Below are 13,780 nucleotides of genomic sequence, written 5' to 3'. Positions count from 1 at the left end.
TCCCGCTCGAAATACGGCATCGCGCCCACGAGACCAATATGGGCAGAACAGGCGAAGTCTTGTTGTGACCGTCGTATGTGAGGGGAAGACAGAGCGGGACTACCTGTCCTGCCTCAACGACGAGGCTGGACAGGAGGGCCGCTTCTTCATCAATCTGGCGCCTGCGAGCCAGCCGAACCAGGGCTTCAAGCCGGAGAGGGCTGTCCAGCAGGCGGTCGAGGCGAAGAAGCAGCTGTCCGCTGCTGACAAGAAACAGGTTTGGGTCGTATTCGACCGTGACGAGAACACGGACATCCCTCGCGCCTTTAGACTGGCAGATGCACACAACATCGAAGTGGCCTTCTCGACGCCCTCCTTCGATCTGTGGCTCTGGCTGCACTTCGCGCCCGGTCTGCCCTCCCAGTCAAGCAACGATCAGATTTTGCGGAGCCTCAACGCTGCGGCCGGGTTCGAGCATTACGGGAAGAAAAGTGGAGGGAAAGGCAGTAATTCGAATCCGAAGCGGCTGAACGACAAGCAGAGCACCGCGTTGTGGGAACAGCGTGGCGATGCCGTGCGACTTGCGCGTAAGCTCGTTGACCGCTGCTGGGAGGGGCACTGCGAAGCTAAGCAGAAGCCTGCGGAACCTGGCCACGCTGATAATTGCGACCCGTTGAGACGTGACACGCAGACGGATTTTTATCGGCTCATGGAGTTGCTCCGTGTCGACGATCGATCGGACCGACGGTCCGGGAGGCGTGGTTGAGCGCGCCCCCGGTCACGACCCTCCACCAGGTCCGTTCGCTGATCCTTGATGCCGCAGCGCAGTTGAAGAAGATCGACGTGGCGGCGTCCCGGAACTATGTGTCCGCGCTCCTCCTGCTCAAACGAAGCTCGGACGTCTTCGACGAGGCCAGTGCCCGTGTGTACGATCGGGAACTTGCCCGGACGGGTGACGATGCCGAGGCTGTCAAGGCCGCCGGCGATCCCGAAGAGTACACCGACGTGATCTTCGTTCCACCGGAATCGGCTTGGTCGGGGCTGCTCGGCGTGACGAGCCAGGTGGGCAATGCGCTTCATGAGGCTCTGAAAGGGCTGGAGAAGTACAATTCTGATCTTGCCGGTGTCCTTTCCCATATCGACTTCAACAAGAGTCTGGGTGGCACACGCTTCCGTGACGAGGCGCTGACCTCCTTGATCAGGAGGTTCGACGAGGTATCGCTCCGGGACGCCGACCTGGAGTTCCCGGGACTCGTCGGTGACGCCTACGAGTCGCTGCTGGCCACCTTCGCCGGCTTCTCAGGGTTCAAGAGCGGCGACATGTACACGCCGGCCTCGGTTGTTCGGCTGATGGTCGGGTTGGCCGATCCGGCACCGGGTCACACGGTCTACGATCCCTGTGCCGGGTCGGGTGGCCTGCTCATCCAGGCACGCCGCCACGTTGCCGACCATCATCCCGACCGTGCCGGGTATCTCGCGCTGGCCGGGCAGGAGCTCGCCGCCGTTCAGTGGGTGAGCGCGCGACTCAACCTGGTCTTCCACGGCATCCGGGACGCCGACGTGCAAATGGGTGACACGCTCGTCGACCCGCGGCATGTCGACGGGAAACGCGTTGAGCGGTTTGACCGCGTCCTCGCGAATCCGGAGTTCTCCGTCAAGTACGACGCCGCAGCCGTCAGTGCGAAGGCTTACGGCAGATTCGGGTACGGCATGGGGGTCGGATCCGCTGATCTTCTGTTCGTCCAGCACATGCTCGCATCTCTTGCCGAGGGCGGCCTCGCGGTCACCGTCATGCCGCACGGGGTCTTGTTCCGGTCCAAGGGAGAACAGGTCGTCCGCAGGGCCATGTTGGAGAACGACGTCATCGAGGCCATCGTCGGTCTCGGGCCGCAACTGTTCTCCCGCACCGGGATCCCCACGTGTCTGCTGCTGCTGCGGGCTCCTGGCGGCAAACCGGTGGAGCGACGCGGTCAAATCCTCATCGTCAACGCCGATCGTGAGTACCGGCCCGGTCGGGCCGGCAACCATCTCGACGAAGAACACCTCGAGAAGATCAGGGCGGTCTGCCGCGAATGGCGCGAGGTCGAGGGCTTCTCCCGGATCGTGGCCGTCGAGGACGTGCTGGCCGATGACGCCAATCTCAACATTCGGCGCTGGGTTGACAACACTCCGTCGCCCGAGCCTCAGGATGTCAGCGCACACCTCTATGGAGGCGTTCCGGCCGCGGAGGTCGAGCCGCTCCGTCCCATCTTCGGCACATTCGGACTGGACGTCGGTGACTTCTTCGTCTCGTTGGACGACGGATACCTGGACGTGCCGTCAGATGGTCCGGCTGGGGCAGTGGCCAGGATCGAGGAGTTGGCCGCCCCTACCGTGACCGAGTTGCATGACCGCTGCGCCACCTGGTGGGCCGAGGAAGGTGACGTCCTGCTTGAGCCGATGAACCAAGGGTCGATGGCGGTCAAGGAGCGGCTCATCGTCACGTTCGCCCAAGCCCTCGGTTCGCAGGGGGTGATCGGCGAGTTCGTCCTGACCGGGCTCGTCGCGCAATGGTGGGTCGATCACATGGAGGAGGTGCAGGCGCTCGCCGCGGGCGGACCCCGCCGGGTCGTGGAGGGCTGGGCCGCGTCCGTGGCGGCCCTGTTCCCTGCACGGCGCACCCAAGGCGGACGCAGATCGAGCAGTCACGCGACGGACTTGCGGGATGCTCGCGAGCACCCGCTGACTGTTGCCCTCCTACCCGGTTTCCGAGACGTGCTGCGGGAGGCCGATGAGGCATTCGTGGCCCTGGATGCTCACCTCAGGTCCCTGAAGGCGGCTCAAGAGGAACACACGGAAGCGGGCGAAGAGACGTCCCCAGCTCAGTCGCCCGAGTATGAGCGCCTGGAGGGGGAGCGGAAAGCGGCCCTCAAGGTTCTCGAGCAGTTGGAGCGTGAGCTGCCCGCGAAGTTCGCGGAAGCCGTCGCCGACATCTCTGAACAAGACGCCCGGAAAATCGTCCTTACCGTTATGGGTGAGGATCTGGTCGCCCGGTACGACTCACGTGTGATGGACGCCTTGCGTACCGTCATCGACCGCTACCGTTCCCTCACAGTCAAGTACGAGGTCTCGCTGGAGCGGTTGGAGGTGGACCGAGATGCGGCCACTGACCGGGTGCGGGGCCTCCTGAGCGAACTCGCCTACCCTCGCCGCAAAAGTCGAGGAATGCCCGAAAGGTCTGCCCCGGAGTAGCTAACCTACCCGGGGGATCTCCAAGGGGGCGTGCGTGAGCCGGGAAACGTTGGCGACCGATCGGCTTGCCGCACTGCTTGCCGACCGCCTCGGCTGGCCGGCGCCCGTCGACTGCTCACCCGACGAGGCCGGGCCGTTGAGCGGCGAGGGGTTGGCCGAGGGCATCGACCGCGCGGCTTTCCTGGACGCGGTGCGCCGCATCAACCCGGGGCCCGGCGGCGAGCTCTGGCTCGACGACGCGCAACTTGCGCAGGTCTGGGACGCCGTTGCCCGGATCGACCGCGACATGGTCACGGGCAACGAGCAGTTCTTCGAACTGTTGCACTCCGGTGTGGCCGTGGACGCCCCGCCGTGGCTGGACAATGGACGAAGTCGGGCCGTCAAGCTGGTCGAGTGGGACGACCCGGACGCGAACGACTGGGTCGTCGCGACCCACGTGCCGATACGCCGCCGCAGTGCGGGGATCCCGGCGGTCGAGCTCGATTTCGTGGTCCTGTGCAACGGCATCCCGTTCGTGGTCGGTGCCGCATCCGGCCCACAAGAGACCGACGGTGTCACCGGTGCGATCGACCGGCTGCGGGTTCTGTCGGGGGAACGCCGTCTGCTGCCCGACCGATCGGTGCCGGAGCTGTTCCGTTATGTCCAGTTCCTTGTCGCCGTCGACGACGAGCGCGCCGCCCTCGGCACGGTCACGTCCCTTCCAGAGCATTTCGCCGAATGGCGCAGCACCTATCCGGACACTCTGGAGACCGCGGCCGCCCGGCTCGACCTCCCCGCCGGGCAGCAGCCCACCACGCTGCACACGCTCGCGCTGGGGGTGCTGCAGCGGGAACGCCTCCTGGACCTGGTACGAAGCTTCAGCGTGTTCCAGTGGCTGGACGGCAGGACCGTCCGGCTCGTCGCCCGCCATCAGCAGTACCGTGCGGTGAGCAAGACCGTGCGTCGGCTCGTCGGCGAGCAGGACCCCCGCGCCCGTGGCGGCCTGCTCTGGCACACACAGGGCTCCGGCAAGAGCCTGACGATGGTGTTCCTCATCCGGAAGATGCGCAACACCGACGGCCTGCGCACCTTCAAGATCGTCGTAGTATCGGACCGCCGGGCGCTGAAGACGCAGCTCACCCCGGTGCTGCGGCTCAGCGGGGAGATGCCGCTGGTGGCCGAGAGCAGCGCCGCCGCGCGCCGGCTGCTCACGAGCACCACGCCCGGCGTGATCCAGCTGATGATTCAGCAGGCAAGGACGGACGCGGGCGCGGGTCAGGAAGCGGACGACCAGTTCGGCGGCCTGTTCGACTCGGTGCTGAACAACAGCGACCAGATCCTGCTGTTGATCGACGAGGCACACCGGACGCATACCGGATGGTGGCACGCCCGGCTGACCGCCGCGCTGCCCCGCGCGGTGAAGATCGGCCTGACGGGGACGCCGATCGTCCGGTCCGGAGGCCGGACCACCACGGAGATCTTCGGCTCGGAGATCGACCGTTACACGTTGCGGGAGGCCGAACAGGATGGTGCCACCGTCCCGATCCGCTACGAGGGACGGTATGTGTCGTCCTCGCTGGTCGACCGCGCGGGGCTGGACGCCGCCTACCAGCTCGACGCGGCGGACGAGGTGCCGCTCAACCTCCGGGACGTCCTGGAGTCCACGGACCTGATCAGGGCGAAGGCCCGTGACATGCTCGCCCATTGGGTCGAGCATGTGCTGCCCGCCGGTTTCAAGGCCCAGGTGGTCGCGGTCAGCCGCCGCGCCGCCGTCCGCTACCGGGACGCGTTCCTGAGTGCCAGGGACGACCTGGTCCGCGCAGCCGAGAAGCACCTGGCGAGGCCGGGCCCGCACGACGGATACGACGAGGGCCTTCTCGCCGCCGCGGCACGGCACCTGTATCCGCTCCGGCAACTCGACTTCATCCCGGTGATCTCACCGTCGGCCGGGGACCCGCCGGAGTTCCGCCAATGGACCGACAGCTCTGCCCACGACACCCACGTTGCCCGCTACTTGCTGCCGCTGCCGCGTCCGGTCGCCGGCGAGCGGGATGATGATGCGGAGGAACCGTGGTCGCCGTCGGCGCCGCTGGAGCCGCCCCCGATCGACCCCAACGAAGGCCCGGACGGTCCGTGGGACGGCCGGTTCGGCGGCCTGGAACCCGACACCATGTTCTCCGGACGGCCGCGGGAAGAGACCCCGGTCGGATTCCTGATCGTGCAGCGGATGCTGCTCACCGGCTTCGACGCGCCGCTGCAGCAAGCCCTGTACGTGGACCGGCCCGTCCGCGGGGCCGAACTGCTCCAGGCAGTCGCCCGGACCAACCGGCCGGCGCGCAACAAGCCCTACGGCCTGGTCGTGGACTATGTCGCGCTTGCCGACCACCTGGACGAAGCGCTCGCCGAGTACGAGCTGGACGACCTGGAAGGAATGCGGGAGGACCTGCTCGGCTACGAGCTGCCCCGTCTCGCCGCACATGCGCAGACCATGCGGGACACCCTCGCCGAGCTGGGGATCAGCGAATCCGAGGCCCGCGATCCGGACGCTCAGGAAGAGTTGCTCGCGCGGCTGGAGGATCCGGCCCTGCGCGCCCGGTTCGACGGCGCGGCTCGGGCATTCCTGTCGGCCGTCGAACGCCTGCTACCACGCCGTGAGGTGGGCCCTCAACTGGAGCTCGCCAAGGATGTCGGGCTGCTCCAGTGGCGGGTGCGACGGCGTTTCCGTGATACCGGCACCGGCCGCCCCGACCCGAACCAGTATGGCCCGCTCCTCCGGGAACTGCTGGACGATCACATTCGCGCCAACGTGCACGTCCAGCAGGTTCCGCCCGTCGAGATCACCGGCGCGAGCTTCCGGGACCGCGTGGACGCGCTGCGCAGCGACCGCGCCCGAGCGCGCGAGTACGAGTACGCCCTACGACGGCTCATCGAGGAGAGCCGGCGCAGCGACCCCGGCCGTATCGGGCGCTTGAGCGGTCAACTCGACCTCCTGCTCACCCAATTGGACCAGCAGTGGCGGGAACTCGCGGACGCCCTCGGCGACCTGGTAGACCAGATCGTTGTGGACGACGCGGAGATCCTTGCGCTCGACCTCGACCCGCAAACGGAAGGACGTATCTTCAGCGTTCTCGAGGAGCAGCTTGCCGCCGAGATCAGCGCTCAGGGGCCCATCACACGGGACCGCCTGGTCGAGGTCGCCAGACGGCTCGCGGTCGAGATCAGGGACCAGGTCGGTCCTCCCCACTTCCCAGGGAACGAGCATCTTCAGCAGAACCTCCGCAGGAACCTTCGGCGCCAGGTGATCAATCTGCTTGATGTGAGCCGTGACGCGGCCGGCCCGATCGCTGGGGAGCTGCTAGGGCTCGCGGTTGAACAGAGAGACCAGTTCCTCAGGGAGTAGGGAGCAGGTTCCGGGCGGTGTTCAAGCGATGGACGGTGAGCTCGGCCAGTCGACTTCAGAATACGATCTGATAACCTGCGGTCATGAGCACCACGATCCATCCAGACTCGGTCACCTTCTCCGACCTGTCCCGCAACCCGCGGGCCGTCGCCGAACGTGCCTCCAAGCTGGGCCGGGTGCGCGTCACCCATCGTGATGCACCCGACTTCTTCCTGACGGCGGCCGATCGTGAAGAGCGGCGTGACGAGACGCTGGCCACGGCCTCCCGGATCTTCATCGCGTTGATGAAGCACGACCCGGGCGCTCGCGAGCTGCTTCTCGCCATGCCGGACGTGTTCCCTTGGGTGCGCCACCTCAGCACCGATGAGGTGCGCGCTTTCACCGTGGAGCTGGTCGATGCGCTTTCGGACGCGGCCGAGCTCGACCTTGACGCGTCCATCAACGAGGTGATCACCGGTTGGCGTGCCACCGCGCGCATCAAGGCTGACCCTGAGCAGCACGCGGATGCGGTTCTGCCCGCCAGCGGTGACTTCGGCCAGGTGGAAGTCCACCCGTGAGTCCGAAGCGGGGGGATCGCGTCACGGTCCCGCCTCCGGATGACCAGTGGGATGTGCGGTTCGGAACGGGCGAAGCCGCCAACGGCTGGGACGAGCTTTGCCGGCTTGCCGTGGCCAACAGTCGGCGATGCTTGGAGAATCTTCGTTCCGAGCCGCGCTCCCGCGCCAACCATCAACGCCAGCACCGGCTTCGCGGAGATCTCGCAACTCGCGGGCACAATGGTCGTGACCTGGAGCAGTGGGAGTACGAGGTCACCAGCGGCGGCCGGGTGCGCTACCTCGTCGACGACGAGAAGCGCATCGTATGGCTCGTCTACGCCTCCCCTCGTCACCCGAAGGACACCGAAGGCTGAGCCGATGAGGTGCGGAACTGCCCCTCACTGTCGATGTGAAGGGGGCGGGGCGACGGTGAAGATGAAGATGTCCCAGTAGGGCGGGACGACACCCTCCAAGGGGCCTTTGCGTCCCACCTTGTGCCATCCGAGATGACGGTAGAAGGCTTGGGTGGCGACGGCGGTCGGCTGCACCGAGAGGATGGCGCGTTCTTCGTTCCGTGCCGCGAGCAGTTCTCGGACGAGGCGCCCGCCGATGCCGAGGCCGCGCCAGGGCGGCAGCAGGGCGAGGCTGATCAGGGCGAAGGTGCGGCCGTCCCATTCGGCCGTGAGGTCGTCGGGGAGTGGTTCGGTGAAGTCATTCCACCAACCGTGGTCGGCCGGGAGGCGGTGACCGAAGGCGTAACCGATCAGGTGGCCGCGATGTTCGGCCAGCACGAATCCGAAAGTCGGATCGTCCATCAGCCGCCGCAGGTACTCGCTGTTCTCGGTCGCCATCTGCGGTGCCCATGCGAAGGGCGGCTGGGCGAAGACCGCGTCGTGCACGTCGCAGACCGCGGTGAAGCACTGCTCCGCGAGCGCCCGGGCACCGGTCCGGACGGTCGGGTCAGCGACCATCGGCCTGCCCCTGCCCCTGCCCCTGCTCAAGGTCCGAGGCCCGCGTGCGCAGTTCTTCTGCCCGGTCGTCGCCGAGCTCGTCGTAGATCGCGGCGGCCGCGCGCCAGCGGGCGGCCGCGCCGGAGGCGTCGTCCATCGCGAGAAGCGCCTCACCGTGTGAGGCCATCGCCATCGCCATGCTGCGGCGGTCACCGAACCGTTCGAAGGTCTCGACCGCGTGCCGCAGCCGTGGTTCGGTGTCCGATGCCCGCCCCTGGGCGAGAAGGGCGGACGCGAGCGGGAGCGTCCCCCATGCTCGGCTCCACTCGTCGCCCAGTTCGGCGAAAACGGCCAGGGCGCGCTCACCGAGTTCGATGGCCTCACCGGTATCGGCGGCGCAGTGGCCGAGGCTCAGCAGTGCCATGCCCTCGCCGCGCCGTATCCCGTTCTCCTGGAAGACCCGCAGCGCCGACCGGAAATGCTCGGCCGCCGCCTCGGTCTCGTGGCGTTCCTCATAGATCAGGCCGATGCCGCGGGATGCGAAGCCCTCGAGCCAGGCGTCGCCGAGTTCCCGGCTGAGTTCGGCGGCCCGCCGGTAGTCGGTGAGCGCCTCGTCGTGCCGGCCGCCGCGCCAGCCCGCGTCACCGAGGCAGAAGAGATTGGACGCCTCGCCGAGGGCGTCGCCGAGCTCCTGCGCAGCCCGCAGCCCGAGCCGGTGCACGTCCTCCCAGTCGGACCAGTATGAGCCGAGTTCGAAGAAGCCGTCGGCGACCACGGGCAGTTTCCAGGCGATGTCGTACTGCCCGAGGTCGACAGCGAGACGTAGCGCGGCGAGGACATTGGGCCGCTCACCCTCGAACCACCGAGCGGCCTCCTGCGCTCCCCCGAATCGGGGCACGTCGATGCCCTCGGCGGGGACGAGCGGGACCGCGTGGGAGTAGGGCAGGATGAGCCGCCGTCCGGCGTCGGCTGTGAGCAGGTACCAGGAGAACATCCGCCGCACGGCACGCGTCCGCTCTCGCTGGGGATCCTCGGCGTCCAGTCGCTCGCGGGCATAGGCGCGCAGCAGGTCGTGGAGGTGGAAGCGGTCGTTCGAGGTCTCGCGGAGCAGGTGGGCGGCGGTGAGGCCGCGCAGCCGGCGGCGCGCCGTGGCCGGGTCGGTGTCCAGCAGCGCCGCGGCGGCGCCGATGCCGATGTCGGGTCCGGTGTGCAGGCCGAGGAGCCGGAAGGCGCGGCGCCGGGGTTCGCTCAGGGCGCGGTAGGACCAGGAGAACGCCGCGCGCACGTCGCTCAGTTCGTCTTCTTCGGTCGCCAGGGCGTCGAGCCGGTGCCGTTCGTCCTCGAGTTCGGCGACCAGGTCGGCGAGGGACAGTTCCGGTCGGCCCGCCGCGTGCTCGGCGACGACGCGCAGTGCGAGCGGAAGGTGGCCGCTGAGTTCGGCGATGCGGAGGGCGGCCAGGGGGTCGGCCGCGATTCGGTCCGTTCCGAGCACGGTCGCGAGCAGGGCGACGGACTCCTCGGGCGACAGTACGTCCAAGGTCACGCGCGCCGCTCCCTCCCTGGCCACCAGCCCCGCGAGTGTACTTCGGCTGGTGATCAGCGCGAAGCACCCGCGCGACGCCGGGAGCAGCGGCCTGATGTCGGAGGACGACGCGGCATTGTCGAGGACGACCAGCATGCGCTTGCCGTCGAGAAGCGTCCGGTAGATGGATGCCCGCTGGCCCGGGTCGTCGGGGATGGCCTCCGGCGGTGCGCCGAGGGCCCGCAGGAATCCGTCGAGGGCCTCGCCCGCCGTCATCGGACGGCCGGGGCCGTGGCCGCGCATGTCCACGTAGAGGTCGCCGTCGGGGAACCGTGACCGGGACCGGTGCGCCCAGTGCAGGGCGAGTGCTGTCTTGCCGATACCCGGCGCGCCGGACACGGCGGATACCACGACGGCGGGGACGCCGTCGGCGGCCGTGCCCGCCGGTCCGGTCGGCACGGTCGCCTCCGTCGTGCTGTCCGCGAGCAGGACGTCCAATGCCCGGAGACTCGCCTCCCTGTTGACGAAGCCGGAGACGTCCAGCGGCAGCTGCCGCGGCGGCGGCAGGTCTCGGCCTCCGCCGATGCGGATACCGCCCTGGACGCTCTGAGCTTGGACGACGGTGCCGGCGTCTCCCTCGAACTGGTTCGCCGCGATCGGGTCCTCGCTGGACATCAGCCGGACGTCGGCAGGAACCGTCCGTCGTACCGGGCGGCGAACTCCTGGTACGGGACGGCACGGTTCACCGCGAGGTCCCGCCAGTAGTTCGCCTGGACGATCTTTTCGGGATCGTCGACGATCTCCGCCGCCGCGAACGCCCCGTCGTCCTCGTAGTGCATGGTGACGAGGCGGCAGGAGTCGAAGAGCCAGTAGTCGTAGTGGGGCAGCCCTTCCGGCCACTCGCCCCGCCGCACCGGGATGATCCGCACGTCCTCTCCGGCCGGCACGGTGTGCTCGTACGACCAGGCGCACTCGAACCGGACGTAATCGGACAGCGGCTCCTCGACGACATGGACTCGGTGCATGCGCTTTCCGGCTTTCTTCGCCGGTCGCACGCTGCCTTCGATCCAGTCGGCGATTCCCGGGAATTCTCCACGCTCCTGACCGGCGAGGAAGAGTGAGAACTCGTCCTTTTCGTAGGAGACGTCGTAGCTCTGCAGGGACTCCAGGCGGTAAGCGGTGTACTCGAAGTCACTGAAGAGACTGTTGAATTCCTTGTCGGCGAGTGAGTGGAAGACCCGTCCCACCTAGCGCTCCTCCCGCACGGCGCGCAGCCGCTCGATGGCTCCCTCGAGGACGTCCGGCGCGATCCGGACGGCGTTCTCACCCGGCAGCACGTTGGCCAGCTCGGCGAAGGTGCCGTCGTCCACCGCGTGCCCCTGGACGACGAGGTCTCCGTTCTCCGCCAGGTAGACGGACGGGCATCCGTTCCCGCCGGAACCTTGATCCTTGTACAGCATGACCAGTTTCATGGTCTGCCTTCCTGGAAAGGCCCTCTCTCGGGGCGCTTCCGACAGATTAGCGGCGCGCATGGCTCGCTGCCACGTAGATGAGATAACGGCGCGACCTAATGCCGGTTTGTCGACGTCGCACAACCGCGTCGCGTGCCGATATGTGGAAAAATAGACACATGGATCGATCCAGGATTCTTCCCGGCAAAACATCATGCGGGAGCACTGGTAGTGATGTGGGGATCGAGGACATGCCGGTGAAGAAAGCAGGACGGTAAGGACGCGGCCTGCCTGAAAGATCATCGGTCAGTCGCGGCCGGTGGCGGCGGCCCGGCGAATCGCGCTGACCGACAATGCGCGGCATCGGCTGAACGCGTCGCGGCTCTTCCGTTGCTATCGCCGGGTGGGGGCGTAGGTGGGGGTGGTGGCGTCGAGGTGGTGGGTGAGGAGTTCGGTGGTTTCTTGGAGGTCGATGAGGGGGCGGCGGAGGTAGCGGTGCGGGGTGGACCACCAGCAGAAGGTGCGGCGGTGGACCCAGACGTTGAGGGTGGGGAGGATGAGGACGGAGAGGCCGTCGTCGGTGGTGTTGCGTTGGCCTTTGAATCCGCGGTGGGTGAGGTTGAGGAGCAGGTGGTGTGCGGCGGTCCCGGGGTGGACGCGGTAGTGCAGGCCGGGCCAGTCGTGGGGGAGCGGTAGGGCGAACCAGACGGTTTTGCCGAGGACGGACGTGGTGTCGAGGCGGGAGCGGGTGGGGTTGCTGCCCCAGGCGGCGGTGACTTGGCGGACGAGTTCCAGGCCCTTGCCGTGCTCGTCCAGCAGCCCGGCCTTGGAGGTGTGCGGTGTGGTGGTTCGCGCGCCGTCGAAGACGGAGACGATGAGCTGGGGCGATGGGACGGTCCGCGCCCAGATCCACAGTTCCGGCGGGGTGGGCGGACGGTCGCCTCGCGAGCATCTGGCGTGCCGGAGTGCGTTCGTCGCAGTCTCGGACACGGCGAGCTTGCCGTCCTCGATCACGTCCCGGTCGAGCGCCAGTTCGGACATCGTCTGGCGGACGAGCCGCCGCGCCGTCGCCGGCCCGCTCTCGTCCTCGGGCAGCCGCCACGCGCACAGCCCCCCGGTCACCAGCCCCCACGCCCCCTTGACCTCCATCGAGCCATGCCTCCCGTCAGTCCAGTTCGTCCACAGCCGTAGCGATTCGGGGCAGACGTAGACCTCTTCCGCCTGATCGCGTTCGGTGTGTGTTAGGTCGCTGATAGTGTTGCCGGTAACGAGACGATGTGCAACGTTTCACATCGAGACGTTTCAAGATTCTTTTCAGGTTGACCCGAACGACTACGGGAGACTTCACCCATGACGGCGAGGATGGAGACATTCCGCGGCAGGCAACTGCGCAGGGAGCTGCTTCGATTGCGAGAGGTGGCCGGCCTGTCGATGGAGGATGTCGCGCAGCGGCTCGATTGGTCCAAGGCCAAGATCTCCCGCATCGAGACCGGACGAACGCGTGTCACGCCGAGCGACGTGCGCCTCCTGGTCGAGGAGTACGGCGTGACGGACGAGCAGGAGCGCCAAGCTCTGATGGACCTGGCTCGGAGGGCGCGGAAGCAAGGCTGGTGGCACAACTACTCGGACATCATCGCGAGTCCCTACGTCAGCTTTGAGGCCGAAGCCTCGGGCGTGAGGAGCTACCAGAGCCAACTGGTGCCCGGCTTGCTCCAGACCGAAGGCTACGTTCGGGCGCTCTTGTCCTCGGTGCGTCCAGCCCTGCCCCGGAATGAGATCGATCGGCGAGTCGAGGCCCGCGCGGCCAGGCAAGAGAGACTCGGTGAGCAGGACGCACCGCACCTGTGGGCCATCCTGGACGAGGCGGTGTTCCACCGGCTGGTCGGCGGCCCCGACATCATGGCCGGTCAACTCGAGCGACTCCGCGAGGCTGCCCGCCTCCCCAACGTGACGCTCCAGGTACTGCCGTTCAGCGCCGGATCGCACTCGGCGATGGGCGTTCCCTTCGTGATTCTGGACTTCGACGGCCCAACCCCGGTCAGCGCGATCTACCTGGAACACCTCACAGGCGAGTTGTATCTTGACGAGGCGACGGACCTGTCCCGCTATAGCCTGGTTTTCGACTACCTCCGGGCCAAGGCGACCGATCCAGAGGAGGTCGTCCCCATGATCGACGCCGTTGCATCCCGGTTGTGACCGCTAAGAGAGGGCTCAAGTGAAGAGCGCAGACATGCAACGCGCCGCGTGGCGTAAAAGCTCCTACAGCCAGCCCACCCAGTCGGATTGCGTCGAAGTCGCATGGGTCGGCTCGAAGAAGGCCGTGCGGGACTCCAAGAACCCGGACGGCGACGTCCTGTCCCTCGAACGAGACGTGTGGGCCGCGATGGTCTCGCAGATCAAGCGGGGCGCCTACGACCTCTGATCCACCACAGTCGCACGCCGTACCTCGGGCTGAGGTGCGGCGTGTCGTGCTATGTCGGACGGCGTTGGTGCGGTAGCCGGGGCCAGCACCTCGTTCACTTGCGGCGTGTTGTTGTTATCGCCGGTCGCATAACAACACGCCGCAAGTGAACGCACCGGGTGGACCTTGGTGGACGCGGCGCTGGACACTCCCGGCGTTGAGGAGATACTGGACGACTGGTATAAACTAAGTTCACAGCCAGATCGCTGTGGCGTTCGTAACGGGTGGGCTTCGAGGCTGGGCAAAGTCCTCGCCGAGTGTCACAGGGGGC

12 protein-coding genes are annotated in these 13,780 nt (G+C 67.3%); 7 read left to right on the top strand and 5 right to left on the bottom strand.

Going from position 1 to position 13,780, the window contains the following annotated elements; genetic code table 11:
* Positions 1-64 precede the first annotated feature (64 nt).
* From HUX53_RS01810 to HUX53_RS39820, 5 genes are all read left to right on the top strand, one after another.
* Positions 65-745 (top strand): RloB family protein, encoded by a 681-nt coding sequence (locus HUX53_RS01810; RefSeq protein WP_176401423.1) that lies wholly within the window; start codon positions 65-67, stop codon positions 743-745.
* On the top strand, positions 742-3,210 hold the full coding sequence (locus tag HUX53_RS01805; protein ID WP_176401422.1) for a class I SAM-dependent DNA methyltransferase: 2,469 nt from the start codon (positions 742-744) through the stop codon (positions 3,208-3,210). Before HUX53_RS01810 ends, HUX53_RS01805 begins: the two co-directional genes overlap by 4 nt.
* Positions 3,211-3,244: 34 nt before the next feature.
* Entirely contained in the window at positions 3,245-6,589 is a 3,345-nt protein-coding gene (locus tag HUX53_RS01800; protein WP_176401421.1) for a type I restriction endonuclease, read from the top strand.
* A gap of 83 nt (positions 6,590-6,672) precedes the next feature.
* Positions 6,673-7,146 (top strand): hypothetical protein, encoded by a 474-nt coding sequence (locus HUX53_RS01795; protein ID WP_176401420.1) that lies wholly within the window; start codon positions 6,673-6,675, stop codon positions 7,144-7,146.
* Positions 7,147-7,277: 131 nt separating this feature from the next.
* Complete coding sequence (locus HUX53_RS39820) at positions 7,278-7,499, top strand: hypothetical protein (RefSeq protein ID WP_217918976.1); 222 nt, start codon at positions 7,278-7,280, stop codon at positions 7,497-7,499.
* Between the two features lie 24 nt (positions 7,500-7,523).
* On the opposite strand, the gene HUX53_RS01785 is transcribed toward HUX53_RS39820, so the two are convergent.
* The 5 genes from HUX53_RS01785 to HUX53_RS01765 form a co-directional block, all read right to left on the bottom strand.
* Positions 7,524-8,096: a GNAT family N-acetyltransferase gene (locus HUX53_RS01785; protein ID WP_176401418.1), complete on the bottom strand. Its 573-nt coding sequence runs from the start codon at positions 8,094-8,096 to the stop codon at positions 7,524-7,526.
* On the bottom strand, positions 8,086-10,272 hold the full coding sequence (locus tag HUX53_RS01780; RefSeq protein ID WP_176401417.1) for a tetratricopeptide repeat protein: 2,187 nt from the start codon (positions 10,270-10,272) through the stop codon (positions 8,086-8,088). Before HUX53_RS01780 ends, HUX53_RS01785 begins: the two co-directional genes overlap by 11 nt.
* On the bottom strand, positions 10,272-10,844 hold the full coding sequence (locus HUX53_RS01775; RefSeq protein ID WP_176401416.1) for a DUF6879 family protein: 573 nt from the start codon (positions 10,842-10,844) through the stop codon (positions 10,272-10,274). Before HUX53_RS01775 ends, HUX53_RS01780 begins: the two co-directional genes overlap by 1 nt.
* Entirely contained in the window at positions 10,845-11,069 is a 225-nt protein-coding gene (locus tag HUX53_RS01770) for a hypothetical protein (RefSeq protein ID WP_176401415.1), read from the bottom strand.
* A gap of 372 nt (positions 11,070-11,441) precedes the next feature.
* Positions 11,442-12,197, bottom strand: a complete 756-nt coding sequence (locus HUX53_RS01765; RefSeq protein WP_176401414.1) for an anti-sigma regulatory factor — start codon at positions 12,195-12,197, stop codon at positions 11,442-11,444.
* A 201-nt stretch (positions 12,198-12,398) separates the two neighbouring features.
* Here HUX53_RS01765 and HUX53_RS01760 point away from each other — a divergent pair, with 201 nt between their 5' ends.
* The gene (locus tag HUX53_RS01760) at positions 12,399-13,244 is read left to right on the top strand and encodes a helix-turn-helix transcriptional regulator (RefSeq protein ID WP_176401413.1); all 846 of its coding nucleotides are present in this window, start codon (positions 12,399-12,401) and stop codon (positions 13,242-13,244) included.
* A gap of 19 nt (positions 13,245-13,263) precedes the next feature.
* Entirely contained in the window at positions 13,264-13,470 is a 207-nt protein-coding gene (locus HUX53_RS01755; protein WP_309236998.1) for a DUF397 domain-containing protein, read from the top strand.
* Positions 13,471-13,780 lie beyond the last annotated feature (310 nt).

It is taken from the genome of Actinomadura sp. BRA 177 (assembly GCF_013372625.1).
GTDB lineage: Bacteria > Actinomycetota > Actinomycetes > Streptosporangiales > Streptosporangiaceae > Spirillospora.
This window is presented reverse-complemented; position numbering and strand designations above follow the sequence as displayed.